Source organism: Embleya sp. NPDC005971, from assembly GCF_040629175.1.
Lineage (GTDB): Bacteria > Actinomycetota > Actinomycetes > Streptomycetales > Streptomycetaceae > Embleya.
The window spans coordinates 407,390-431,581 of record NZ_JBEXUX010000001.1 but is presented as its reverse complement, the minus strand read 5'-3'; the positions used below and the strand labels follow the sequence as shown (position 1 = coordinate 431,581).

Sequence of the window (24,192 nt, the reverse complement as noted above, 5' to 3'; positions counted from 1 at the left end):
TTCCATCGGAGTTTCTGGTGGCCCGTCCCTGCGGCGGCCCACTGACTTCGCGATCACCTTGACGATCCGACGGCCGCCCGGCAGGGCGGCCCTTTGTTTTTCCCGGACCGGGCGCTGCGCCCGGAAGCGGAGGACAACGGCGGATCGCCCGGTCGGGAGGGCGTCTCTTCCCACCGAGGAGCACCCATGCGCACCGCCGACGCCCTGTCCCCGCTGTTCTCCGCGGCCCCGCCGCCCTTCGCGCTGATCCGCCGCGAGCACTCGTCCGACGTCGAGCTGCTCACCGGCGAGATCGTCGACGTGGACGACCTCGCCGACCTCCCGCTGTCGCAGGCGGGCGGCCCCGGTCACGAATTGCTCGCCCTGGTGCCGTACGCGCAGATCCGCGAGCGCGGCTTCGAGTGCCACCGGGACGGCACGCCGCTGCGCTGCCTCCGGGTCACCGGACAACTGCGGCTGCCCCTTGACGAGGTACTGGCGGCGCTGCCGGACGGGCCGGTCGAGCTGCGCGGCGGCGGCTTCGACGTGGACGACGAGACCTACGCCACCATCGTCAAGCGGGTGATCCAGGACGAGATCGGCACCGGCGAGGGCGCCAACTTCGTCATCCGGCGCGACTACCGCGACCACATCCGGGGCTACACGCCGGCCACGGCGGGCACCCTGCTGCGCCGGCTGCTGACCCGGGAGAGCGGCGCCTACTGGACCTACCTGATCCACACCGGCGACCTCACCCTGATCGGCGCGAGCCCGGAGCGGCACGTCAGCTCGGTGGGCGGCGAGGTGGTGATGAATCCGATCAGCGGGACCTACCGGCATCCGGCCCAGGGGCCCTCGCGCGAGGGATTGCTGGCCTTCCTGCGCGATCCCAAGGAGATCGACGAGCTGTTCATGGTGGTCGACGAGGAGCTCAAGATGATGAGCGCGGTGTGCGACCTCGGCGGCGCGGTCGAGGGCCCGTTCCTCAAGCCGATGGGCCACCTCACGCACACCGAGTACCTGCTGCGCGGGATCACCTCGCACGACGTCGCCGAGGTGCTGCGCGGCACGATGTTCGCGCCGACGGTCACCGGCAGCCCGCTGGAGAACGCGTGCCGGGTGATCCGTCGACACGAGCCGACCGGGCGCGGCTACTACTCGGGCGTGCTCGCGCTGATCGGGCGCGACGACCTGGGCCGGCGCACGCTGGACGCGCCGATCCTGATCCGCACCGCGTACATCACCCCCGACGGCGCGCTGCGGGTGCCCGCGGGCGCCACCCTGGTCCGGCACTCCCGACCCGAGGACGAGGTCGCCGAGACGCACGCGAAGGCGGCCGGGGTGCTGGCCGCGCTCGGTGTGGTGCCCGCCGCCGAGCACACCACCGGCGCGACGCTCGCCACCGACCCCGAGGTGGGCGCGTTGTTGGCCGCGCGCAACACCGCGCTCGCGCCGTTCTGGCTGCGTCCGCGCGACGAGAGCGCGCTGCGCGCCCCCGAGCTGGCGGGCCGGCAGGTGCTCGTGGTGGACGGCGAGGACACCTTCACCGCGATGCTCGCCCACCTGCTGCGCACGCTCGGCCTGCGGGTGGAGGTCCGCTCGTACGACGACGTGACCTCGCGGCGGGTGCGCACCGCCGAGCTGGTCGTGCTCGGCCCCGGGCCGGGCGACCCGCGGGACGCGGCGCACCGCAAGATCCGGTTGATGGGCGCGCTGCTGCGGACCCGGCTGGACGCGAGCGGGCCGCTGCTCGCGGTCTGCCTGGGACACCAGTTGTTGGCCCGCGAACTGGGCCTGGACCTGGTCCGCAAGGCGCGGCCGTATCAGGGCAAGCAGGTCGGCATCGACTTCTTCGGCCGGCCGGAACGGGTCGGCTTCTACAACGCGTTCGCGGCGGTGCGACCGGCCGCCGGCGTGCCCAACGTCGAGTTCGCGGCGGATCCGGAGAGCGGCCTGGTACACGCCCTGCGGTCGAGCCGGATGCGGCTCGCGGGCGTGCAGTTCCACCCGGAGTCGGTGCTCACCCACAACGGCCTGACCATCGTGCGGGAGTTGCTCGCCGGGCTGTGAGGCCGACTCCCGAAGCCGCCGCGCCCGGCCCGAAACGACCGGGTGCGGCGCTCGGGACCCGGCCGGCACCCGGCCCCGGCGTCGCACCGGCGTGCGACGATAATCGCGTTGCTCGCCACGGTGCGGCGGAGGATCCTCGACCCCGTTCGTTGACCGGTTTCCAGTGGAGGGGGTTCCCGTGGGCTCCGATTGTCCGCCGCACGACCCCGTCGACTGGAGCGGTCGCAGACGCTGCCGCAAATGCGGAGTGACCTTCGGTGGGCCGCGTCCGCTGCCACCGTCGCCACCGGAAGCCGATGGCTGACCCGCCGCTCCCGCCGCCGCACTTCCATACGGCGCCGCGCACCCCCTGGGACGCACTGCCCACGGACGCGCGCGCCGCGGTCGAACGGTGTGCGGGACGCGTGCTGGCCGTCGCCACGGTGTGGGCCGGATTCAACTGCGAGTTCGCCGCGACCGTGACCACCGAACGGTCCCGCTACTTCGTCAAGGGTGTCCCGCGCGATCACCCGGCAATCCCGCAGCAGCGGGTGGAGGCCCGGGTCGCCCCGCATGTGGGGGCCGTCTCGCCGCGGCTGCGCTGGGAGGTGCGGCTGGACGACTGGGTGCTCCTGGGCTTCGACCACATCGTCGGCCGACACGCCGATTTCGCGCCCGGCACCGCGGATCTGCCGCTGGTCGCGGACGCGCTGCGCCGACTGGGCCGGGTCCCCGTCCATGATCTGCCGCTGCCGCGGATCGAGGAGCGCTGGCGCTCGCTGTTGACCAGCCGTCAGTTGGAACTGCTGCGCGGCGAGAGCCTGTTGCACACCGATCTGCATCCGCACAACGTGCTGATCGGCGATCGCGGCCCCCGCGCCTACCTGGTCGACTGGGCCCAGCCCGCCCGGGGCCCGGCGTGGATCGAGGTCACGCTCGTGGCCAGCCGCCTGATGGACGAGGGACACACCGCCGAGCAGGCCGCCTCGTGGGCGGACCGATTCGCCTGCTGGCGCACGGTATCCGGCGAGGCCATGGAGACCTTCGTCTTCGCCGCCACCAACCAGTGCGCGCGCGGCATCGGCGCCACCCACGCGGCCCCCTGGAACGCCCGCCTGACCGCCCTCGCCCAGGCCCGCGCGGCCCGGGCCCACCGCCGCGCGTACTCCCCCGAGCCCATGCGATCGCCCGGCCGGCCGACCCCCGAGTGAACCGCAACAACCGAACCCGTCCTTTGGAGGCACCGATGTCCGACCTCGACGCAACACCCAGTCCGCGCAAGTGGGTCGCCGACCAGGCCCGGCTCTACGAGGAGTCCGGCGGCACCAAGGGCACCACCATGCAGGGCGCGCCGTGTCTGCTCCTGGACACGCTCGGCCGCAGGAGCGGCGTCCGACACCGCACCGTGCTGATCCACGGACGCGACGGCGAGGACCACCTGATCGTGGCCTCGCTCGGCGGCTCGGACCACCACCCGCTGTGGTACCTGAACCTGACCGCCGACCCGAGGGTATGGCTGCGGGTGGGCACCGAACGGTTCGCCGCGATCGCCGAGACGCTCTCCCCCGAGGAGAAGGCGCGGGTGTGGCCGCACCTGGTCGAGGTGTTCCCGCCCTACGAGGGCTACCAGCGCAAGACCGAGCGGGACATCCCGGTGATCCGACTGCGTCGTACCGACGATCGACACGATTCCTGAGCCGGAACCCACCGGCCGGCCCGCACCCTCCGTCCGGGGTGGGGGCCGGCGTGTACCGCCCGGTTATATGGGTGGGAGCCGGCGCGTACCGCCCGGTAGGCTCCGGCCGTTCGCCCCGACGGTCGAGCACGCTCCTTCCTACGACGGGTACCCCGCATGCGCCTGCGTCGCTGTCTCGCCTCGACGGCCTTCCTCGTGCTGCTCGCCTCGCCCGTCGCGCACGCGGCGCCGCTCCCCGATCCCGCCGCCGACCAGGCGTCGGCGCAGACGCAGCAGGCCGAGCTGATCGGGTTGCCGGATCGGATCCGGCCGGCCGCTCCCGTCGAGGTCACCGCGAAGCTGCGCAACACGGGTGCGGTCGGGTTGTCGCTGACCCCGGTGGTGACGATCACCGGGGATCGCCGGATCGCCCCCCACCAGGCCCGGGTGGAGGTGCTGGATCCGACCCTGGGCACCTGGGTGGTCAGCATGCTGGACACCTCCGCCGCCGCGCCGCTGCCGTTCCCCGGTGGGCACGGCGAGACCTCGGGGCGGCTGGCACCGGGCGCCTCGGTCGAGTTCCGGGTGCGTTTCTCGATCGCGGCGAACGTCCCGGCACAGTTCGTCAGCGTCGGCGTCGGTCCCCGCCAGGGGACTCCGGCCGACGCCGGCGAACCACGCTTCACCAGCGGCTTCTTCGCCGAGACGATGTTGCTCGGGCCGGACGGCGGCCTGCCCACCCGCCCGCCGCCGCCCGGCGAGACCCGCGGCCCGTCGGTGCCCGACGCGGCGCCGGATCGTATGGGCGGCGTCGCGAAGGTGTTGCCGACCCAACGGCGCGGCTCCGGCGCGACGTTCGCGCTGACCGGCGTGCCCGGTTGGCTGCGGGCGGGCGGCGGTGCCGCCGAGTTCCGACTCACCCTCTCCAACGACACCGACCGGGTGCTGGCCGGGGTGCGGCCGGAGTTGATATTCACCACCGGCCAGTCGCCGATCACGCCCGGACAACTGGTGGTCGAGGCTTACGACTCCTACCGCCCCGGCTGGAACCCGGTCGATCTCACGGTGCTCACCGACCCGGCGAACGGTCGCAGCGCGCACCTGTCCGGAGCCCTGTCGCCGACTTCTTGGGACGAGCAACGCCCCTTGCCGCCGGGCGAGTTGGCGACCATCGCGATCCGGGTGTCGATCCCGGCCGGCTCCCCGGTGGCCGGAGGCGACCTCGCGGTGCTGGCCGGCGGCGGCCCGCCCGGACAGGTACCGGCCCGGCTCGTCTCCCGCAGCGACTTCCAGGTCTTCCACGTGCCCAACCCCGGCGCGCCGGGCGGCACTGCCCGGCTGCGCCCCGAACTGCCGCCGACCGCCCCGGACTCGGCGGCCGGGCAGCGCGGGGAGGACGAGAACGACCCGTTCACCCTGGCCACCGTCGCGGTCTGGGTCGGGCTGGCCGGCCTCGGCGCGACGATCGTGCACTTCGCGCGCAAGAACCGCCGGCAGAGCGTCGGGGCCGGACTCGGACCCGACGCCTGACTCGGCGTCATCCGTGCTCGCGGATCAGCCGAACAACACCTTCGCCTCGTCGTACAGGGCCGCCGGCACGGTCTTGAGTTCGCGGGTCGCCGCCTCCAGCGGCACGGTCACCACGTCCGTGCCCTGCAGCGCGACCATCCGGCCCCAGTCGCCCGCGTTGACCGCGTCGATCGCGTGGAAGCCGAACCGGGTGGCCAGCCAGCGGTCGAACGCGGTGGGCGTGCCGCCGCGCTGCACGTGGCCGAGCACGGTGGTGCGCGCCTCGTGGCCGGTGCGCTTCTCGATCTCCGCGGCCAGCCAGTCGCCGATGCCGGACAGCTTGACGTGGCCGAACGCGTCCAGCGTCCGGTCCTTGGTGACCATCTGGCCGGCCAGCGGGATGGCTCCCTCGGCGACCACGATGATCGGCGCGTAGTTGGTCCGGAAGCGGCTTTCCACCCACCCGCAGACCTCTTCGACGTCGAAGTTCTGCTCCGGGATCAGGATCACGTTCGCGCCGCCGGCCATCCCGGAGTGGATCGCGATCCAGCCCGCGTGCCGGCCCATCACCTCGACGATCAACACCCGCCGGTGCGACTCGGCGGTGGTGTGCAGCCGGTCGATCGCCTCGGTGGCGATGTTGACCGCGGTGTCGAAGCCGAAGGTGTAGTCGGTCGCGTTGAGGTCGTTGTCGATGGTCTTGGGCACCCCGACGACCTTGACGTCGTGCTCGTGCAGGCGGGTCGCGACGCCGAGGGTGTCCTCGCCGCCGATCGCCACCAGCGCGTCCACCTCGAACTTGGCCAGGTTCTCCCGGATCCGCTCGATGCCGCGATCGACCTTGATCGGGTTGGTCCGGGACGAGCCCAGGATGGTTCCGCCGCGCGGCAGGATGCCGCGTACGGCCTTGACGTCCAGCGGCATGGTGTCGCCCTCGAGCGGGCCGCGCCAGCCGTCCCGAAAGCCGATGAAGTCGTACCCGTAGTCCTGGACGCCCTTGCGGACGACCGCCCGGATCACCGCGTTCAGGCCCGGGCAGTCGCCGCCGCCGGTCAGTACTCCGACACGCATCGAAATCTCCGATTTCTTCCGTCCGGCACGATTCGCGGCCCACGCTACCGGTGCGAGAAGCCACCTCGACTCTTCCCACCACCCGTTCGAGGTACCCGACTTGATCGCATCGATCGGCCCGCGTCCGGGCGCGCTCGCTCCGACGGCCTCAGTCGTCCAGGCCCTTCTCGATGGCGTAGCGCACGAGTTCGACCCGGTTGTGCAGTTGCAGCTTGTTCAAGGTGTTCTGTACGTGGTTCTGCACGGTGCGGTGGGACAGGAACAACCGCTGGGCGATCTGCTTGTAGGACAGGCCCTTGGCGACCATCCGCAGCACCTCGGTCTCGCGGTCGGTCAGCCGCGGCGCGGCCGGGCCCTTGTCCGCGTCCTTGCGCGGCGGGTCGGTGGCCATCCGACGGAACTCGCCGAGCACCAGCCCGGCCAGCCCGGGAGTGAACACCGGGTCCCCGACCGCCGTCCGGCCCACCGCGTCGACCAGTTCCTCGCGACTCGCGGACTTGACCAGGTATCCGGTCGCGCCCGCCTTGACCGCCTCCAGCACGTCCTCCTGCTCGCCGCTCGCGGACAACACCAGGATCCGTACCGAGCGGTCCTGCCGGACCAGTTCGCGAGCCACCTCGACGCCCGGCAGCTTGGGCAGGTGCAGGTCCAGGATCACCACGTTCGGCGAGGTGGCCCGGGCCCGGCGGATCGCCTCGGGGCCGTCGCCGGCGGTGGCGACCACGTCGTAGCCGGCCGCCGCGAGGTCGCGGGCCACCGCCTCACGCCACATCGGATGATCGTCGACGACCAGGACCTTCAGCGGCGTCGAAGCCGGTTCGGCGGTCGGTGTGGGTGTACTCGTGTCGCTCATCCGCTCCCCTGCCTGGGCACCCGGAACTCCAACTCGGTGCCTTCTCCCGTCACCGACGACCACACCACGGTGCCGCCGAGATCGCGCACCCGGCCCTCGATCGACTGGGCCACGCCCAACCGGCCCTGGGCCCGGGCGGTCGCCAGTCGGTCCGGGGCCATCCCCGAGCCGTCGTCCCGGACGCTGATCACGATCTCGTCCGGTTCGTCCTCGACCAGGATCCACGCGTTGGCCTGCTCGCCGGCATGCCGACGCACGTTGTCCAGGGCCGCCGCCACGGCCGCGGTCACCTCGCGCGCGGCCGGCGTCGGCAGCAGGACTGGTGTACCCGGCGAGGACACCGTCACCCGCGCGCCGGCGAACGCGCCCAGCAACACCCGCAGATCCTGTCGGGCCGGGTCGCCGCCCTCCCCGGAGCCGGGCAGGTCGGCCGACTCGATCCGGGCGGGCGTCGCCGAGATGAGTTGCCGCAGTGCCACCTCCTGCTCGCCAGCCAGCCTGCCCAGGCCCGCCGCGTCACCGCCGATCTCGGCCCCGCGGCGTTGTACCAGGGCGAGCACCTGAAGCACGCTGTCGTGGATGTCCCGGGCCAGCCGCTCCCGCTCGCGGGTGGCCGCCTCCAGTTGCAGCGCGCGGGCCAACGCCTGTTCGCTGACCCGGGCGATCTGCACCACGTAGCCGACCGCGCCGCCGGCGAGCAGCAACAGCACGGTGTTGTGCTGGTTGTCGGCGGTGAGCGCGCCGCGCTCGGCCACGTTGGACGCGCCGATCGCGAGCGCGGCCAGCGCACCGGTGCGCCAACCACCCTTGATCGCACAGGCCAGCACCGGCGCCGAGGCCCACACGGTGGGCAGCGTCATGGTGCCCTGGGCGATCCGCTCCGGGTCGTCCAGCCAGCGGGTGGCCAGCACACAGCTCACCGCCACGCACACGTCGATGATCAGCAGCGGCGGCGCGCGGAACCGGGGGCTGCGGAAGCCGTACGCGGTCGCCGCCGTCCAGATGGTCAGCAGCGCCATGATGGCCCAGCCGCCGGCCGGATAGCGGTACTCGTCCGCCACCTGCGCGTAACGCACGACCGCGTAGCTCAGCGCGAGCACCCGAAAGACCGTGAGTGCCCGCCAGAGCGACTGTTCGACCCCCACGTGAACCCCCAGGATGTGCCGAGTGCGCCCGGTCAGGCGGCGGGTCGGCCGGAACCGCCCGACGCGTCGTTCGGGTCGGCCGCGGCGCCGGCCTCCGGATCGGTGGCGCCCGTCTTCTCGGCCGCCTTGGCCGCCTGCCTGCGGGCCTCGTCGATCCGCTTCTTGGCATCGGCCGCGTACGTGTCGACGTACTCCTGGCCGGACAGTTCCATCAGCGCGTACATGATCTCGTCGGTGATCGCGCGCAGGATGAAGCGGTCGTCCTCCATGCCCTCGTAACGGGAGAAGTCCAGCGGCTCGCCGACCTTGATCCCCACCCGCATCACCTTGGGCACGATCTTGCCGGGCGGCTGGATCTTCTCGGTGTCGATCATCGCCACCGGGATCACCGGGGCGTGCGACTCCAGCGCGAGCCGGGCGATCCCGGTCTTGCCCCGGTACAGCCGGCCGTCCGGCGAACGGGTGCCCTCGGGATAGATGCCGAACAGGTGCTCCTCGCGCAGCACCTTGAGTCCGGCGTTCAGCGCGGCCTCGCTGGCCCGGCCACCGGTGCGGTCCACCGGGAGTTGGCCCACGCCCTTGAAGAACGCGGCGGTGAGCCGGCCCTTGACCCCGCGTCCGGTGAAGTAGTCCGACTTCGCCAGGAAGGTGATCCGCCGCGGGACCACGACGGGCAGGAAGAAGGAGTCCGAGAACGAGAGATGGTTGCTCGCCAAAATGGCCGGGCCCCGGTCCGGGATGTGCTCCTCGCCCTCCACCCAGGGGCGGAAGAAGAGCCTCAACACGGGGCCGACGATCATCTTCATCAGCCGGTAGAACAACCCTGACCTCCTCCTAGGGACAGGACGAACCCTAGAGCATGCCTTCCCGCCCGGACCCCGGTACGGCCCGGTCCGACCGACCCCGGGCGCGGGCGGCGAAAGCGGGCGCACGGGGCCCGGAGCCGGATCGCGCCCCGGGACGAAGGCGGGCATCCCGGGACGGGTGCGACCGGCGTCGCGCCGCTGTACGCATCGCGCACCCCCGTGGGACGATTCCGGAGCGCCCGGGTGTTGGGAGTAGTAGGCGGAACCACTCGCCGTCCGACCCCGTTATGGAACCTGTATCGCCGTCGTCCACCGGCCGGCACACCTTCGGGCCGACCACCCGGTCGGCCCGTCTCGCCAAGCCCGTCACCCCGAAGGAGCCCGTTGGTGTCGATCCTGCCCGGTGCCGAGCCCCACCACCACGACGGCGGCCCCGTCGGCGTCCTGCTGTGCCACGGCTTCACCGGCACGCCGCAGTCGATGCGGCCGTGGGCCGAACACCTCGCCGAGGCCGGTCTGTCCGTGTCGCTGCCGCTGTTGCCCGGGCACGGCACCCGCTGGCAGGACATGAACCTGACCACGTGGCAGGACTGGTACGCGGCCGTGGACCGCGCGTTCGACCGGTTGCGCGAGCGCTGCGACACGGTGTTCGTGATGGGCCTGTCGATGGGCGGCGGTCTGGCCCTGCGGCTGGCCCAGCAACACGGCGACGAAGTGGCCGGCCTGGTGCTGGTCAATCCCTCGGTACAGGCCGACGACCCCAAGGTCAGGCTGTTGCCGGTGTTGCGCCACGTCATACCGTCGGTGCCCGGCATCGCGTCGGACATCCGCAAGGAGGGCTCGGTGGAGCTCGCCTATCCGCGCACGCCGGTGAAGGCGGCGTACTCGCTGTCCCGCTTCTGGCGTGTGGTCGGCGCCGATCTGCCACAGGTCACCCAGCCGGTGCTGCTCCTGCACAGCCCGCACGATCACGTGGTCTCGCCGGCCAACTCGGAGACGGTGCTGGCCCGGATCTCCTCCACGGACGTCACCGACGTCCTGCTCAACGACAGCTACCACGTGGCGACGCTCGATCACGACGCGGAACGGATCTTCGCATCCAGCCTGGAGTTCGTACACCGGCTCGCGCCGGACGCACGGACTCCGGAGACGGCCGAGAGGGACTGAACGAACGGTGCGCGGACGTGGCAACGGACTCGACGCGGAGTCCTTCAAGCCCCTGACCGACCTCGACCCCGAGGCGGCGGACGTGATGCTGGTCGCCCTGCGGGAAGCGGGGGTCGCGGCATACGTCTCGACGTTGGAGCCTCGGGACGCGGACGAGGAACCCGAACAGATCGAACGGCTGTGGGTGGACGCGACGGCGACGTCGCGGGCCCGGGCGATCCTGCGCTCGCTGACCGAGCCCTCCTCGCCCCGCTCCCGGGCCAAGGAGGCGACGGGCGGACCCGCCGACATCCCCCAGGTGGATCCGCTGCGCGCGGAGGGCGCCGACCGGGCGGAACCGGCGAAGCGGGCCGAGCCCGCCGAGGCCGCGACACCCGCCGAACGCCCGGGCGACGACGAGGTGTGGGCGCAGATCGTCGCGTCCTTCGACACCGACGTGGCCGACCCGGTCCCGCGCTGGCCGGTCGCCGAGGACCTGGGCGGCGAGCGTCCCGAGCGCGACGAGCCGCCCACCGACGGGTCGTTCAAGGTCGCGGTGCCCGCCACGGGGCCGCGCGACTACTCGCTGGCGCCACCGGGATCGCCGGTGATCGACGAGTTGGACGAGGACCCGGAGGAACACTTCGTCCCGCCTCCGCCGCCCCCGCTGCCCAAGACCGACGCGGCCACCAAGGTCGCCTGGATCGCGCTGGTGGGCGGTCCGCTCTACCTGCTCGTGTCGGTGCTGCTCGGCCGCCCGGTCGGGCCGTGGACCTCGTTCGCCGCGTTCGCCGCGTTCACCGGCGGATTCGTCGCGCTGGTGGCACGGATGCGGCGAGATCGGGACGAGGACGACCCGGACGACGGCGCGGTGGTCTGACTCGGCGTCACCCGGGTCGGCGGCGGCGGGTTTCGACGAGAAGTCATCCCGCATTCCGAGTCCGGGTCCGGGTACCTTCCTTGCGTGGACGCGGATAACGAGGGACGCCTGATCGGCGAGCGCTACCTGCTCGCCGACCGACTCGGGCGAGGCGGCATGGGTGCGGTCTGGCGGGCCCGGGATCAGGTCCTGGGCCGCGAGGTCGCGGTGAAGGAGATGCTGCCGCAGCCGGGGGCGGACGACGCCGAGCGGGCCCGGCTGCGCGAGCGCGCCGCCCGCGAGGCGCGCGCCGCCGCCCGGCTGAGCCACCCCTCGGTGGTCCGCGTCTACGACGTGGTCGAGGAGGACGATCGGCCTTGGATCGTCATGGAGTTGGTTCCCTCGCGCTCGCTGGCCGAGCTGATTCGCGCCGACGGCCCGATGGCCGCCGACCGGGTCGCCGAGATCGGCCTGACCATGATCGACGCACTGCGCACCGCACACGCGGCCGGCATCCTGCACCGGGACGTCAAGCCCGGCAACGTGCTGATCACGCTCGACGACCGGGCCGTGCTCAGCGACTTCGGCATCGCGGTGGTCGAGGGCGACTCGTCGGTGACCCAGTCGGGCGTGGTGCTCGGCGCGCCGGCGTACATTCCGCCGGAACGGGCCAAGGGCCTGAATCCGACGGCGGCTTCGGACCTGTGGTCGCTCGGCGCCACCCTCTACGCGGCGGTCGAGGGCAAGGCCCCCTTCGAGCGCTCGACGCCGCTGGCCACGCTGACCGCGATCGTCAGCGAGGAGCCGGCGCCGGCCAAGCACGCGGGCGCGCTCGACCCGGTGTTGCGCGCGCTGTTGGCCCGGGACCCGCAGGAGCGGCCGGACGCGGCGGAGGCCGAGGCCATGCTGCGGGAGGCCCTGCGCGAGATCCGGGAGGAGAACTCGGCCACCCGGGTGCTGCCGCTCCCGCCGGTGCCGCTGTTGCCCCGCCCCGCGCCGAAGGCGCCGGCGGTGGAACCCGAGCCGGCGTCGAGGGCGGAGTCGACGGCCGAATCGATACCCGCGGCGGTGCCCGCGATGCGCTCGATCGAGCCGGATCCGGACGAAATACCCCGGGGCGACGCGGAGATGGCGTCCCCGCTCGTCCCACCCCCCGCACCACCCGACACATCCGAGCGCCCGGCCCGCACCTGGCCCCGGCTGCCGCTGCCGGCCGCGATCGCGGCCCTGGTGGTCTTCGGCGTCGTGATCGGCCTGATCCTCTTCCTGATCGCCCCCGGGGACGACAAGAAGCCCACCGCGAAGGGCACCGGCGACACCAACTCGCCCTTCCCGCAGAGCAGTCCGTCGGCATCGACCTCGCCGAGCAGCGCCGCGTCCGCCCCGGCGGCGGGCTCACTCACCCAGCCGCCGCCGAACACCGAACCGCCGCAAACCGGGGCCGGCAGCCCACCCGCGCAGACCACACCGCCGACCGAGCCACCGCCGACCGGCTCGAACGGCCTGCCGGCGGGCTGGACTTCGTACACGGGTAACACCACCGGCTACCGGATCGGCCTGCCCCCTGGGTGGAGCAAGGTCAAGACCGACCAGTCGCAGGAGTTCTTCGCCAACGCGGAGCGCACGCTCAAGCTCAACGTGGACACCGTGCCCAGTTCGCCGACCGACCCGGTCCAGGACTGGAAGGATCTGGAGCCCGACGTACGCCGCAGTTTCCCCAACTACCAAAAGGTGTCCATCGAGAAGGCGACGTACCGCGACTACCCCGCCGCCGCCTGGCACTTCACCTACGGCAGTTCGGTCAGGCACCACGTGCTCAACCTGGGCTTCACGGTCCCGTCCGGCCGGGGCTATTCGCTCTACATGGACACCCCGGACGCGGTCTGGAACGACCCGGCCACCCAGGAGTTGTTGGCCGGCTTCATGGCCAGCTTCCAGCCCTGACCCCGCGCGCCACCCTCAGCCGGCGGGCACCCGCAGGACGGCCAGCACCGGGCGGTGGTCGGAGGCCGCGGCGTACTCGGCGTCCGTGACATCGTCGGGCACGCCGCACCCGAGCACCTCGATGCCCCCGGAGGCGAACACGCCGTCCACCCGGCGACCGGGATCGCGGCGCGGCGAGGTGAACTCCGAGCCGTCGGGCGCGATCGCGTAGCCGTCCTGCAACTCCTCGGCCAGCCGGTCCCACCCGGGCCGACCGGCCGATTCGTTGAAGTCCCCGGCCAGCACCCGGTGTTCGACACCGAGCCCGGCCAACCGGCGCAACACCAGCTCGACGTGCGCCGAGCGCTCGGCGGCGTCCAGGCCCAACTGCGTGGCGGCCACCGCGAATTCCGCGCCGCCCACCTCGACCACGGCGCCGGCCATCCCGCGCTGCCCCAGCCCGGGCGTACGCGGCAACAACACGTCCTGCGCCCGGCGCACCCGCACCCGCAGACCCCCCAGCAACAGCGGGCCGGCCGCAGTGCCCCCGCCGGTTATCACCACCAGGCCGCACTCGCGTGCGAACCGGGCCACCGCGTGCCGCCACCGCAACGATCGCGGCGCCTCCTGGACACACAGCAGATCCGGCGCGCAGTGTCGAACGATGCGCACCACGGCCTCCCGGTCGTCGCGCAACGAGCGCACGTTGTACGACATGACCCGGATCCCACCGGTACCGACAGTCACAGCAGCCCCCTTGCCCGGTTTCCGGCCGCTCGCCCGGATCGACCGGCTCGTCCGTCCGCCCGACGCACGGGCGGTGTGTCGCACGCGAAGTCGCGGTACGGGTCAGTGCCGGGCCAGGTCCGCCGCGCCGACCAGTCCCGCGTCGCTGCCCAGCGAGGCCACCACGACCTCGGCGCCGAGCCGGTGGCCCCGGCGCAGCACACTGCGGTAGGTCTCCAGGGCGGGGACCAGCAGCAGGTCGCCCGCGTCCGAGACACCGCCGCCGATCACGAACGCGGCGGGGTCCAGCACCGCCGACAGGTCGGCCAGGCCCTGGCCGAGCCACGTGCCCAGTTCGCGGAAGGCGGCGAGCGCGACCGGGTCGCCCAGCAGCGCGGCCTGGGTGACGTGCGGGCCCTGGATGCCGGCGGGCGTGCCGTTGCCGAGCGCGAGCAGCTTCTCCGCGGCCTCGGGCATGCCGGCCGCGCGGTCGCGGGCGTAGCGGGTCAGCGCGCTGCCGCTGGCGTACTGCTCCCAGCAGCCGTAGTTGCCGCACGGACAGGCGATGCCGTTCGGAACCACCCGCATGTGTCCGGGCTCACCCGCTATCCCGCCGCCGCCCCGGTACAACTCGCCGCCGAACACGATCGCCCCGCCGATGCCGGTGCCGACGGTCACGCACATCACGTTGGTGTGACCCGCGGCGGCACCGAAGCGGACCTCGCCCCACGCGGCCGCGTTGGCGTCGTTCTCCACCACGACCGGGAGGCCGATCAGCGCCTCCATCCGGTCCCGCAGCGGTTCGCCGACCCACGCGCCGACGTTGGCCGAGAACAGCACCGTCGACCGGTCCGCGCCGATGAAGCCGGCCGCACCGAGCCCGACCGCCTCCACGACGTGGTTCTGCCGCAGGGTGTCCACCGCCTCGGCGATCACCTGCGCGGTGCCATCGGCGTCCTTGGGGGTGGCGATCTTGAGCCGATCGAGGATCACCCCGTCGGCGTCGACCACGCCCGCGAGGATTTTGGTGCCACCGATGTCGACACCGATCGTGAGTCCCATGTCGTCCCAAGCTCGTTCGCGTGCATTGCCCGCAACGGATCGTACTGGTCCCTTCCCCGGGTCCACCCCACCCGTACGCCCGCAGGTCACCGCGGGGATGCCCGCTCACGGGCCGGCGGAGGGGCACCCGACCACGCCCGGGCGCGCACTCGCGCTATTCGTCGTCGAGCCGAATCCGCTCGGTCTCGGCCGGCTTCGCGGCCCACCGACGCTCGCGATCGCCGACGAAGGCCCGGTACGCGGACGCCAACTCGGCCCCGGCCGCGGCCAGGTGCGCGGCGACCTCGGGATGCCTGCGCACGACCTGCTCGCGCACCGCGTCGGCCTGCTCCACGAGGGTCTCGGCCAACCTGCGCGCCTCCTCCGCCAACCGCGCGGCGGGCGCCTCGTCCCCCTTGTCGCCCCCGGTCAACGAGTCGGCGAGCCTGCGCGCCTCCTCCCCCAGCCGCGCCCAGGGATCGGCCCGCTCGCCGCCGTCCCGCTCGGCACGCACTCGATCGTCGGCGTCCCCGGCGTCTGCGGCGTCCGCATCGGCCGGCGGCACCCGATCCGTGCTGTCCGCCCACGCACCCGCGTCGTCCTTTGCCCCGCCCTTGCCCGTCACCCGCTCATCAGGATCCATCCGACGCATTGTCCGCGCTCCCGCGGCGCAACGCGAACACGACGGCGCACCGCCGAAGGCGGAACCGCGCCCCTCGGCCGGCCCGCGAGGCAGGAAACCGAGCCCGGCCCCTACACGGCGGTCTGCGCCGGCCGCCGATCGGCACCGCCCGGCGCCGCCCGCTCCCCCGCCCCGGCCACGTCCCCGACGGCCCGACTCGCCCGCCACAACCGCCGGCCCGACACCACCGTCGCCGCCACCAGCAGCGCGTTGCGCAACCCGAGGACGAACACCGCGTGCGGCCGGGAGCCGAGCAACTCACCGAACCAGATCGGGAATTCGAGCAAAGTGAGCGGCATCGCACACAGCAGCAGCACGGCCACCGGACGCTGTGTGGTGTCCGGCCGCACCAGGCACACCGCCGCCAGCCCGATCAGCCACACCAGATACTGCGGGCTGATCACCCGACTGGTCACCACGAAGATCAGCACCGCGCACAGCGCCGCGTCGCACGCCGTCGCGCCGGTGAACCGACCCGCCCGCACCCGCCAGCACACCAGCCAACCGAAACCGAGCACGCCGGCGACCAGGCCGAGCCGGCCGACCGCCAGGACGTACGGGCCGTGGAACTCCAGCGAGCCGTAGCTCTCCCGCACCTCACCGCTCCAGCCGAACCGGGTCGCCAGGTGGAAGCCCATCGCGAACACCGACTCGACCTCGATGCCGCGTTCGCGCTGAAAGCCCACGAACGCGAACGCGCCGGGCAACACGGCGGCGCAGCCGAGCACCACGGCCGCGCCGCCGAGCAGGGTCCAGCCGTACACCCGGGCCGTTCGGGTCCGCCCGCGCAGGCCGACGAAGATCAGCACCGGCCAAACCTTGACCGCCGTCGCGACCCCCGCCAGCAGACCCGCGAGCCGGGTGCGATCGCCGCGCCGGCCACCGATCAGCAGCAGCGCGGCCACCGTCGGCGCGGTCACCGCGAGGTCGTAGCGAGCGAGCACTATCGGTCCGAGCAACGGCACCGCCACGACCCACAGGGCCGCCCCGTGTGGCAGGCCCCCGCGCCGGATCGTCCGCGCCAACAACCACAACACCACCGCGTCGGCGATGACTATCACCAGGTAGACCGACGTCGCGTAGTCGAACGGCAGCAGCCCGGGCAGCAGCAGCACCCCCGCCGCACCCGGCGGGTACTGCCAGCGCACGTCGTCCGCCGGAAAGGTCCCCGAGCGCAGCACGTAAAACCACTCGCGATAGATGGCCCGCGCGTCGCCGGTCACGAACGGCCACGGATTGGGCACCACGTCCATCGCGGTGAGCAACAGCAGGAGTCGGGTCGCCACCCAGACCGATGCGATGGCCCACAGGACCCCGGACGGACTGCGTAACACGCTCCGCGGGTGGTGCGAACGAGCAAGGCTCACCCCCGGATCGTATCGACGCCGGCGGCACCGATCCCCCGGTCTGGGATCCTCGATCGTGATGAAGACCTTGATCGTCACCAACGACTTCCCGCCGCGTCCCGGCGGCATCCAGTCCTTCGTGCACTCGATGGCCCTGCGGCTGCCCGCCGACGGCGTCGTGGTCTACACGTCGTCGTGGAAGGACCGGGCGGAAATGGCCGCGTTCGACGCGGCACAACCCTTCCCGGTGGTGCGCGACCGCACGCCGATGCTGGTGCCCACGCCCGGTGCGGTCCGCCGGGCCCGCGAGATCGCCCGCGCCGAGGGCTGCGACACCGCGTGGTTCGGCGCGGCGGCGCCGCTGGGCCTGATGGCGCCCCGGCTGCGCGCGGTCGGCGTCGAGCGGCTGGTGGCCACCACGCACGGGCACGAGGCGGGCTGGGCGGTACTGCCCGGGGCGCGGCGATTGTTGCGGCGCATCGGCGAGGGCGTGGACACCGTCACCTATCTGGGCGAGTACACCCGCGCGAAGATCGCCCCCGCGCTCACCCCGGCGGCCGCCGCCCGGATGGTGCAACTGCCGCCCGGTGTGGACGAGAAGCTCTTCCGCCCGGACGTGGGCGGGGTCGAGGTGCGCGCCCGGCACGGGTTGGCCGATCGGCCCGTGGTGGTGTGCGTGTCGCGCCTGGTCCCGCGCAAGGGCCAGGACGTACTGATCCACGCCCTGCCGCGAATTCGGCGGCGGGTGCCGGACGCGGCCCTGCTGATCGTCGGCGCCGGACCGTACCGGGACCGGCTGGAGGCGATGGTGGACGAGGTCGGGGTACGCGATTCGGTGGTGTTCACCGGCGCCGTGCCGTGGGCCGAGTTGCCCGCGCACCACGAGGCCGGTGACGTGTTCGCGATGCCGTGCCGGACCCGGCGCAAGGGGCTGGACGTGGAGGGCCTGGGCATCGTCTACCTGGAGGCGTCCGCGGTGGGCCGGCCGGTCGTGGCGGGCGACTCGGGCGGTGCGCCGGACGCGGTCCTGGCCGGGGAGACCGGCTACGTGGTGAACGGGCGTTCGCCGGCCGACGTCGCGGACAAGGTGGCGGGCCTGCTGGCCGACCCGGCACTCGCCGCCCGGATGGGCGCGGCGGGCCGGCGCTGGGTGGAGCGGGAGTGGCGCTGGGATCTGCTGTCGGGGCGGCTGCGCGGGCTGCTGGACCCCGACGGGGCGACCTGAGCCGGCTCGTGCCGCAGGCGGCCGGCCCGGGAACCCCCCGGACCGCCCGCCTGCGTCGTCGGCAGCGCCCGCCGTGTGCTCAGCCCTCGTAGATCTTCTCGATGTCCTGCTCGAAGTCCCGCAGCACCAGGTTGCGCTTGAGCTTGAGGGACGGCGTCACGTGGCCGCTCTCCTCGGTGAAGTTGATGGTCAACACCCGGAACTTGCGCACCCCCTCGGCCCGCGACACGGCCTTGTTGCCCTCGTCGATCGCGTCCTGCACGGCGGCCAGCAGGTCCGGGTCCTCGGCGAGGTCGGCAACGCTCGCGTCGGCGGGCTTGCCGTGTTGTTCCTTCCAGGTCGGGAAGGCCTCCGGGTCGATGGTGATCAGCGCGCCGACGAACGGGCGGCGGTCGCCGACCACCATGCACTCGCTGATCAGCGGGTGGGCGCGGATGCGGTCCTCGATCACGGCCGGGGCGATGTTCTTGCCACCCGCGGTGACCAGGATCTCCTTCTTGCGCCCGGTCACGGTCAAAAAGCCGTCGTCGTCCAACACGCCGATGTCGCCGGTGCGGAACCAGCCGTCCTCGAACGCGTCGGCGGTGGCCGCGTCGTTCTTCCAATAGCCGGTGAACACGTTCGGACCCTTGGCCATGATCTCGCCGTCCTCGGCGATCCGCACCGTCGAACCGGGCACCGGCCGGCCGACCGTACCGATGCGAATCCCGACCGCCGGGTTGACCGTGTGCGCGGCGCAGGTCTCGGTCAGGCCGTAGCCCTCCAGGACGGTGAAGCCGATGCCGCGGAAGAAGTGTCCGAGCCGGGTGCCCAGCGGCGCGCCCCCGGAGATCGCGTGGGTGGCCTGGCCGCCCAGCGCCGCGCGCAGCTTGCCGTAGACCAGCTTGTCGAACACCTTGTGCTTGAGCCTGAGGCCCAGGCTGATGCTCGCCGCGTCCATGCCCTCGCTGTAGGCGATCGCCGTTTCGGCCGCCATCTCGAAGATCCGGCCCTTGCCGTCCGCCTGCGCCTTGGCCGAGGCCGCGTTGTAGACCTTCTCGAACACACGGGGCACCGCGAGCACGAAGGTCGGCTGGAAGGACGCGAGTTCCTTGGTCAGGTCCTTGACGTCGGGACAGTGCCCGATGCGTACCCGGGCCATGATGCAGCCGATCTCCAGGATCCGGCCGAGCACGTGCGCCAGCGGCAGGAACAGCAGACAGCTCGACTTCTCCGGGACGAACAACTGGGTCAGCAGCGCGACCACGTTGCCCAGCTCCGCCTGGAAGTTGCCGTGCGTGAGGATGCAGCCCTTGGGCCGCCCGGTGGTGCCGGAGGTGTAGATGATGGTCGCCACCGAGTCGGCGCGCAGGGTCGCGCTGCGCTCCTCGACCACGGCGTCGGACACGTCCTGCCCGGCGCCGACCAGCGCGGCCACGGCGCTCTCGCCGACGCCCTCGTCGATCCGCCACACGTGCTTGAGCTCGGGCAGCCGCTCCCGGGCCCGCTCGATCGCGCCCTCGTGCGCGGAGGTCTCCACGATCACCGCACGCGCGCCCGAGTCGATCAGGATCCATTCGAGCTGCTCGGCCGAGGAAGTCTCGTAGATCGGCACCGAGATCGCTCCGGCGCACCAGATGGCGAAGTCGACCAGCGTCCACTCGTAGCGCGTGCGCGACATCAGGCCGATCCGGTCGCCGGGCTCGATGCCCGACGCGATCAGGCCCTTGGCGATCTCGTACACCTCGGCCAGGAACCGGGTCGAGGTCACATCGGTCCAGCGTCCGCCCACCTTGCGGGCGAGCGCCGGGGCATCCGGTGCCTCCGCGGCGTTGCGCTTGATGAGGTCGGTCAGGTTGCCCTCCGCGGGAACCTCGGCCAGGGCCGGGACGCTGCACTCGCGCACTGATGCTCCTCGTTGCGGTCTCGGCGCCGGGGTACGGCGCTGCCGTTTGCCGTGTCCGTGTCGGTCCGTCGCCGGCGTGTCGAACTCGCCGGTGGGCCCACGGGTCTGTGCTTCGGTCGGTTCTTCGGTCGGTTCTTCGGCTGTTTCTTCGGTGGGTCCGGTCGGTGCGGCTCTTCGTCGGCCCTGTCGAGTCGTCGACGGTGGCAGACGTTACTGGCAAGTAGGTCCGGGGGACAGAGGTCACGAGGATCCTGTGCCCGGGCTCACGCCACGGACAAGGCCCCGGCCGGATCGACGCGGATCCGGTCCGCGGACCGACGGTCCATCCGTCCCGATTCGGTGGTGCATGTCGAGAGTATCGATTCGCCGTGACGCACGGGTGTGACGGAGGCAACCCCGACACGCCGTCGGTTTCGGTTCCGAGCCGTCAGTACAGTGACGGGCATGCGGGTCCACGTGGTGAGCGACGTCCACGGCGCTGCCGAGGCACTCGCCCACGCGGGCGACGGCGCCGACGCCCTGGTGTGCCTGGGCGATCTGGTGCTCTTCCTCGACTATCACGACCTCGACCGGGGCATCTTCACCGACCTGTTCGGGGTGGAGAACACCCGCAGGCTGCTCGCGTTGCGCAACGCCCGCCGGTTCACCGAGGCCAGGGCGTTCTCCGGGGCGTTGTGGGCGGACGTGCCGGGCGGTGCCCGCGCGGCGATCGAGCAGGCGGTGCGCCGGCAGTACGCCGCGCTGTTCGCGGCCTTCCCGACGCCGACCTACGTCACCTACGGCAACGTCGACGTGCCCGACCTGTGGCCGGACTACGCGCGTGCCGGGGTGACCGTGCTCGACGGCCAGGTCGTCGAGATCGGCGGCCGCACCTTCGGCTTCGTCGGCGGCGGGCTGCGCACGCCGATGCACACGCCGTACGAGATCTCCGACGAGGAGTACGCGGCCAAGGTCGCCGCGGTCGGTCGGGTCGACGTGTTGTGCTGCCACATCCCGCCCGCCGTGCCGGACCTGACCTACGACGTGGTGGCCCGCCGGTTCGAGCGCGGCAGCGAGGCGGTGCTGCGGGCCATCCACGAGACCCGACCCGACCTGGTGTTGTTCGGTCACGTGCACCAGCCGCTGCGGGCGCGGATGCGGATCGGACGTACCGAATGCGTCAACGTGGGGCATTTCCAGGCCACCGGCAAACCGTACGTCCTCACCTGGTGAGCCGGTGCCGCGTACGCGCAGGTCGGGCACGATAGCCTTCGAGCGGATCGGTTGTACGCGGACATCCGGTGATGTCCGTCCGGGACAGCCATAACAGCTACGCGAGCTTCCGGAGGACTCCTCACGATGGCTGAACGGACCAGCTCGACCATCACGATCGACGCCACGCCGGCCGAGGTCATGGCCGTCATCGCGGGGTTCGAGGGCTATCCCGAGTGGACCGGCGAGGTCAAGGAGACCGAGGTCCTGGAGGTCGACGACGCGATCGGGCGCGCGGTGCGCGTGCGGTTCAAGCTCGACGCCGGGGTGATCAGCGACGAGCACGTGCTCGGTTACACGTGGGACGGCGACCGCGAGGTGCGCTGGACCCTGGTGACCAGCCAGATGCTCAAGGCGCTCGACGGTCGCTACGCGCTGAGCCCGATCAGCGGCGGCACCGACGTCACCTACGAACTGACCGTGGACGTCAAGATCCCGATGCTGGGCATGCTCAAGCGCAAGGCCGAGAAGGTCATCATCGACCGCGCCCTGACCGGGCTCAAGAAGCGCGTCGAGAGCTGAACCGGCGGTGACGCGGGTCCTGCTGGTCACCGGCCTCCCCGGGGCCGGACGCACCACCGTGGCGGCGGCGACGGCGGTGGCCTCGGCGCGGGCCGGGCGACGCACGCTGCTGCTCGCGGCCGACGGCACCCGCGACCTGGACGCGGTGCTCGATGTGCCGGTGGGCGCGGACCCGTTCGACGCGCTGCCGAATCTGACCGTGCAGCGGGTCGCCGCGCGGGCCGAGTTCCAGCGCGAGTTCCTCCTGGTCCAGGATCGGTTGAGCCAAGCGCTCGCGGTGGTCGGGGTGGATCCGCTGGATCCCGAGGAGATCACCGTGTTGCCCGGCGCCGGCGATGTGCTGGCGCTGCGGGTGCTCGCGCGGGCGGTGAACGCGCGGCGCTACGAGTTGATCGTGGTCGACCTGCCCGCCGTCGAACGAGCGGTGCCGGCGCTGGCGTTGCCGGAGGGACTGGCCCGTTACCTGGACCGGTTGTTGCCGGTCGAGCGTCAGGCGGCCCGGGCCCTGCGGCCCGTGCTGGCCGCGGTCGCGGGGGTGCCGATGCCCGAGGACTGGGTCTACGACACGGCTCGACGGGTGAACATCGAGCTGGAGGTGTTGCGGACGCTGGTGTCCGCGCCCACGACGACGGTCCGGGTGGTGGTCCGGCCCGGGACGGTCGCCCTGGCCGCGGCGCGGCGGGCCGCGTCGGCGCTGGCGCTGTTCGGCCACCGGATCGAGGACGTGATCGTGAACGGGGTGGGCGCCGCCGACTCGCCCGATCCGGTGGTGCGTTCCCGGGCCGAGGTGGCGCGCGAGACGGTGGACGCGCTGTGCGCGCTGTTCCCGCGGGTGCCGCTGGCACAGATCCCGACCCTGGCCGCCGAGCCGCTGGGCGCAGCCGAACTCGCGGACGTGGCGGTGCACTTCGCACCGGTCGGGCCGGGCGGCCGGACCGACGACGAGCACCTGATCGAACGCGACGGCGAGCGGCTGACGTTGCTGCTTCCGCTGCCGGGCACCGATCGCGACGATCTGGACCTGCTGCGCCGCGGCGACGAACTGGTGATCACGGTCGGCCCGAACCGCCGCCTGTTCAAGCTCCCGTCGGCCCTGCGCCGCTGCGTGATCGAGGGCGCGGGTCTGCGCGACGGCGTGCTGCGGGTGCGCTTCGTGCCGGACCCGGCGGTCTGGATGCGCCCGAGCACGTAGCCGGTTCGCCCGTCCCGCCCGGCTCACCCCTTCCCGTGCAACCGCTCCCAGTCGCGCGCGAGCGCGATGCGCTCGGGGGCGGAGGGGTGTGAGCCGAACAGGAACTGCAGGATCGGGTTCGGCGTGACGTTGGAGCGGTTGGCCACGGCCAGGCTGTGCTGCATCCGGATGAAGGCGTCCGGGTCGCGGGTCAGGTCGAGCGCGTGCACGTCGGCGCGCGCCTCCAGCCGCCGACTGATCAACATCTCGCCGGGCCCGGCCACCGTGCCGATCACCGCCACGACCGCGAGCAGCAGGGCCAACGAACGCGGGTCGCCCGGACCGTCCGCGCCCGCCCGGCGCAGCAGCGGCGCGCACGTCATCAGCAGCCCCAGCGCGCACACGCCCGCCGCGAGCGCCGCCGCGCCGATCAGCGTCCCGTGCAGCACGTCGTTGCGCTTGGCGTGCCCCAGCTCGTGTGCGGCGATCAGCTCCACCTCGCGCGGATCCGCGTCCCGCACGGTCGTGTCGTAGACCACGATCCGCCGGGTCGAGCCGAACCCGGACACGTACGCGTTGAGCGCGGTGGTCCGCCGGGACGCGTCCGCGACCAGGACGTCCCGGACCGGCACCCCGTCCCGCTCGGCCAGTTGCATCAGCGACGTGCGCAGCGGCCCCGGCGGCATCGAGTGGAACTTGTTGAACGCCGGTTCGACCAGCAGCGGATACAGGAACGAGATCGCCACCACGAGCAGCGCGCCCGCGCCCGCCGCGAGCAGCCAGCCGGCCCGGGGCAGCGCCCGGATCAGCGCGTACAGGCCGAGCGCGACCAGCAGGAGCAGCCCGGTGGACAACGCGAAGCCCTTGGCCAGGTCCAGCCACCAGCTCCCCCACGACTGCACGGACAACCCGTACCGTCGCCGGACCACCTCCAGCCGGGCCGCGAACGGCAGCGTCGCCAGCCGGCCGATCAGGGCCAGCACCAGGCCGCCGAGCAGGATCCGCCACGCCCACCCCCCGCCCACGGGCCGGGCCACCGCCTCGATCACCCGCGCACCGAGGGGGGTGAGCCCGAGCACGAGCGAGACCACCAGCGACAGCGCCATGGACAGGTACGCGGGCGGCCGGGCGGCCCGGGCCAACGAGCGGCCCCGGGCGATCTCGGCGGTGGTGAAGTCCCGGGCCGCGTCCGGGTGGGTGAAGCCGCCGGGCGGCTCCGCCAACGGGCGCCACGGCGTGGTCACCACGACCGCCACCAGCAGCACCAGGCCCGTGCACACCAGGCAGATCAGCAACAACCTCTGGACCGACATGCCCGCCGTACCCCC

21 protein-coding genes are annotated in these 24,192 nt (G+C 72.6%); 11 read left to right on the top strand and 10 right to left on the bottom strand.

Annotation, left to right across the window (positions count from 1 at the left end):
* Positions 1–186 precede the first annotated feature (186 nt).
* The 4 genes from ABZ374_RS01835 to ABZ374_RS01820 all read left to right on the top strand — a co-directional run bounded on the left by ABZ374_RS01835 (position 187) and on the right by ABZ374_RS01820 (position 5,233).
* A complete protein-coding gene (locus ABZ374_RS01835; protein WP_360304998.1) occupies positions 187–2,049 on the top strand; it encodes an anthranilate synthase family protein in 1,863 nt (620 codons plus the stop codon).
* Between the two features lie 296 nt (positions 2,050–2,345).
* A complete protein-coding gene (locus ABZ374_RS01830) occupies positions 2,346–3,239 on the top strand; it encodes a phosphotransferase (protein ID WP_360304996.1) in 894 nt (297 codons plus the stop codon).
* A 35-nt stretch (positions 3,240–3,274) separates the two neighbouring features.
* Positions 3,275–3,724: a nitroreductase family deazaflavin-dependent oxidoreductase gene (locus ABZ374_RS01825; protein ID WP_360304994.1), complete on the top strand. Its 450-nt coding sequence runs from the start codon at positions 3,275–3,277 to the stop codon at positions 3,722–3,724.
* Between the two features lie 156 nt (positions 3,725–3,880).
* Positions 3,881–5,233, top strand: a complete 1,353-nt coding sequence (locus ABZ374_RS01820) for a hypothetical protein (RefSeq protein ID WP_360304992.1) — start codon at positions 3,881–3,883, stop codon at positions 5,231–5,233.
* Positions 5,234–5,257: 24 nt separating this feature from the next.
* On the opposite strand, the gene ABZ374_RS01815 is transcribed toward ABZ374_RS01820, so the two are convergent.
* The 4 genes from ABZ374_RS01815 to ABZ374_RS01800 form a co-directional block, all read right to left on the bottom strand.
* Entirely contained in the window at positions 5,258–6,283 is a 1,026-nt protein-coding gene (locus tag ABZ374_RS01815) for a 6-phosphofructokinase (protein WP_360304990.1), read from the bottom strand.
* A 148-nt stretch (positions 6,284–6,431) separates the two neighbouring features.
* The gene (locus ABZ374_RS01810; protein ID WP_360304988.1) at positions 6,432–7,136 is read right to left on the bottom strand and encodes a response regulator transcription factor; all 705 of its coding nucleotides are present in this window, start codon (positions 7,134–7,136) and stop codon (positions 6,432–6,434) included.
* Positions 7,133–8,281, bottom strand: a complete 1,149-nt coding sequence (locus ABZ374_RS01805) for a DUF5931 domain-containing protein (protein WP_360304986.1) — start codon at positions 8,279–8,281, stop codon at positions 7,133–7,135. The genes ABZ374_RS01810 and ABZ374_RS01805 overlap by 4 nt, the downstream gene beginning before the upstream one ends.
* Positions 8,282–8,313: 32 nt before the next feature.
* Positions 8,314–9,102 (bottom strand): lysophospholipid acyltransferase family protein, encoded by a 789-nt coding sequence (locus ABZ374_RS01800; RefSeq protein ID WP_360304984.1) that lies wholly within the window; start codon positions 9,100–9,102, stop codon positions 8,314–8,316.
* Between the two features lie 372 nt (positions 9,103–9,474).
* Between ABZ374_RS01800 and ABZ374_RS01795 the strand changes: the two genes are divergently transcribed.
* From ABZ374_RS01795 to ABZ374_RS01785, 3 genes are all read left to right on the top strand, one after another.
* Entirely contained in the window at positions 9,475–10,254 is a 780-nt protein-coding gene (locus tag ABZ374_RS01795) for an alpha/beta fold hydrolase (protein WP_360304982.1), read from the top strand.
* A 7-nt stretch (positions 10,255–10,261) separates the two neighbouring features.
* Entirely contained in the window at positions 10,262–11,113 is an 852-nt protein-coding gene (locus tag ABZ374_RS01790) for a hypothetical protein (RefSeq protein WP_360304980.1), read from the top strand.
* Between the two features lie 84 nt (positions 11,114–11,197).
* Positions 11,198–13,036: a protein kinase gene (locus tag ABZ374_RS01785; RefSeq protein WP_360304978.1), complete on the top strand. Its 1,839-nt coding sequence runs from the start codon at positions 11,198–11,200 to the stop codon at positions 13,034–13,036.
* A 15-nt stretch (positions 13,037–13,051) separates the two neighbouring features.
* Here ABZ374_RS01785 and ABZ374_RS01780 read toward each other — a convergent pair whose 3' ends face one another.
* The 4 genes from ABZ374_RS01780 to ABZ374_RS01765 all read right to left on the bottom strand — a co-directional run bounded on the left by ABZ374_RS01780 (position 13,052) and on the right by ABZ374_RS01765 (position 16,831).
* The gene (locus ABZ374_RS01780; protein WP_360304976.1) at positions 13,052–13,762 is read right to left on the bottom strand and encodes an endonuclease/exonuclease/phosphatase family protein; all 711 of its coding nucleotides are present in this window, start codon (positions 13,760–13,762) and stop codon (positions 13,052–13,054) included.
* A 102-nt stretch (positions 13,763–13,864) separates the two neighbouring features.
* Positions 13,865–14,803, bottom strand: a complete 939-nt coding sequence (locus tag ABZ374_RS01775; RefSeq protein WP_360304974.1) for an ROK family glucokinase — start codon at positions 14,801–14,803, stop codon at positions 13,865–13,867.
* 154 nt (positions 14,804–14,957) lie between these two features.
* On the bottom strand, positions 14,958–15,425 hold the full coding sequence (locus ABZ374_RS01770) for a DUF5304 family protein (RefSeq protein ID WP_360304972.1): 468 nt from the start codon (positions 15,423–15,425) through the stop codon (positions 14,958–14,960).
* Between the two features lie 110 nt (positions 15,426–15,535).
* The gene (locus tag ABZ374_RS01765; protein ID WP_360304970.1) at positions 15,536–16,831 is read right to left on the bottom strand and encodes a glycosyltransferase family 87 protein; all 1,296 of its coding nucleotides are present in this window, start codon (positions 16,829–16,831) and stop codon (positions 15,536–15,538) included.
* A 55-nt stretch (positions 16,832–16,886) separates the two neighbouring features.
* Between ABZ374_RS01765 and ABZ374_RS01760 the strand changes: the two genes are divergently transcribed.
* Positions 16,887–18,035, top strand: a complete 1,149-nt coding sequence (locus ABZ374_RS01760; protein WP_360304968.1) for a glycosyltransferase family 4 protein — start codon at positions 16,887–16,889, stop codon at positions 18,033–18,035.
* Between the two features lie 79 nt (positions 18,036–18,114).
* On the opposite strand, the gene ABZ374_RS01755 is transcribed toward ABZ374_RS01760, so the two are convergent.
* Positions 18,115–19,920 (bottom strand): AMP-dependent synthetase/ligase, encoded by a 1,806-nt coding sequence (locus tag ABZ374_RS01755; RefSeq protein WP_360304966.1) that lies wholly within the window; start codon positions 19,918–19,920, stop codon positions 18,115–18,117.
* A gap of 444 nt (positions 19,921–20,364) precedes the next feature.
* Here ABZ374_RS01755 and ABZ374_RS01750 point away from each other — a divergent pair, with 444 nt between their 5' ends.
* The 3 genes from ABZ374_RS01750 (at position 20,365) to ABZ374_RS01740 (ending at position 22,885) form a co-directional block, all read left to right on the top strand.
* The gene (locus ABZ374_RS01750) at positions 20,365–21,132 is read left to right on the top strand and encodes a metallophosphoesterase (protein WP_360304964.1); all 768 of its coding nucleotides are present in this window, start codon (positions 20,365–20,367) and stop codon (positions 21,130–21,132) included.
* A gap of 126 nt (positions 21,133–21,258) precedes the next feature.
* The gene (locus ABZ374_RS01745) at positions 21,259–21,693 is read left to right on the top strand and encodes an SRPBCC family protein (protein WP_360304962.1); all 435 of its coding nucleotides are present in this window, start codon (positions 21,259–21,261) and stop codon (positions 21,691–21,693) included.
* Positions 21,694–21,700: 7 nt separating this feature from the next.
* Entirely contained in the window at positions 21,701–22,885 is a 1,185-nt protein-coding gene (locus ABZ374_RS01740) for an ArsA-related P-loop ATPase (protein ID WP_360304960.1), read from the top strand.
* A 23-nt stretch (positions 22,886–22,908) separates the two neighbouring features.
* Here ABZ374_RS01740 and ABZ374_RS01735 read toward each other — a convergent pair whose 3' ends face one another.
* Complete coding sequence (locus tag ABZ374_RS01735; RefSeq protein ID WP_360304958.1) at positions 22,909–24,177, bottom strand: M48 family metallopeptidase; 1,269 nt, start codon at positions 24,175–24,177, stop codon at positions 22,909–22,911.
* Positions 24,178–24,192 lie beyond the last annotated feature (15 nt).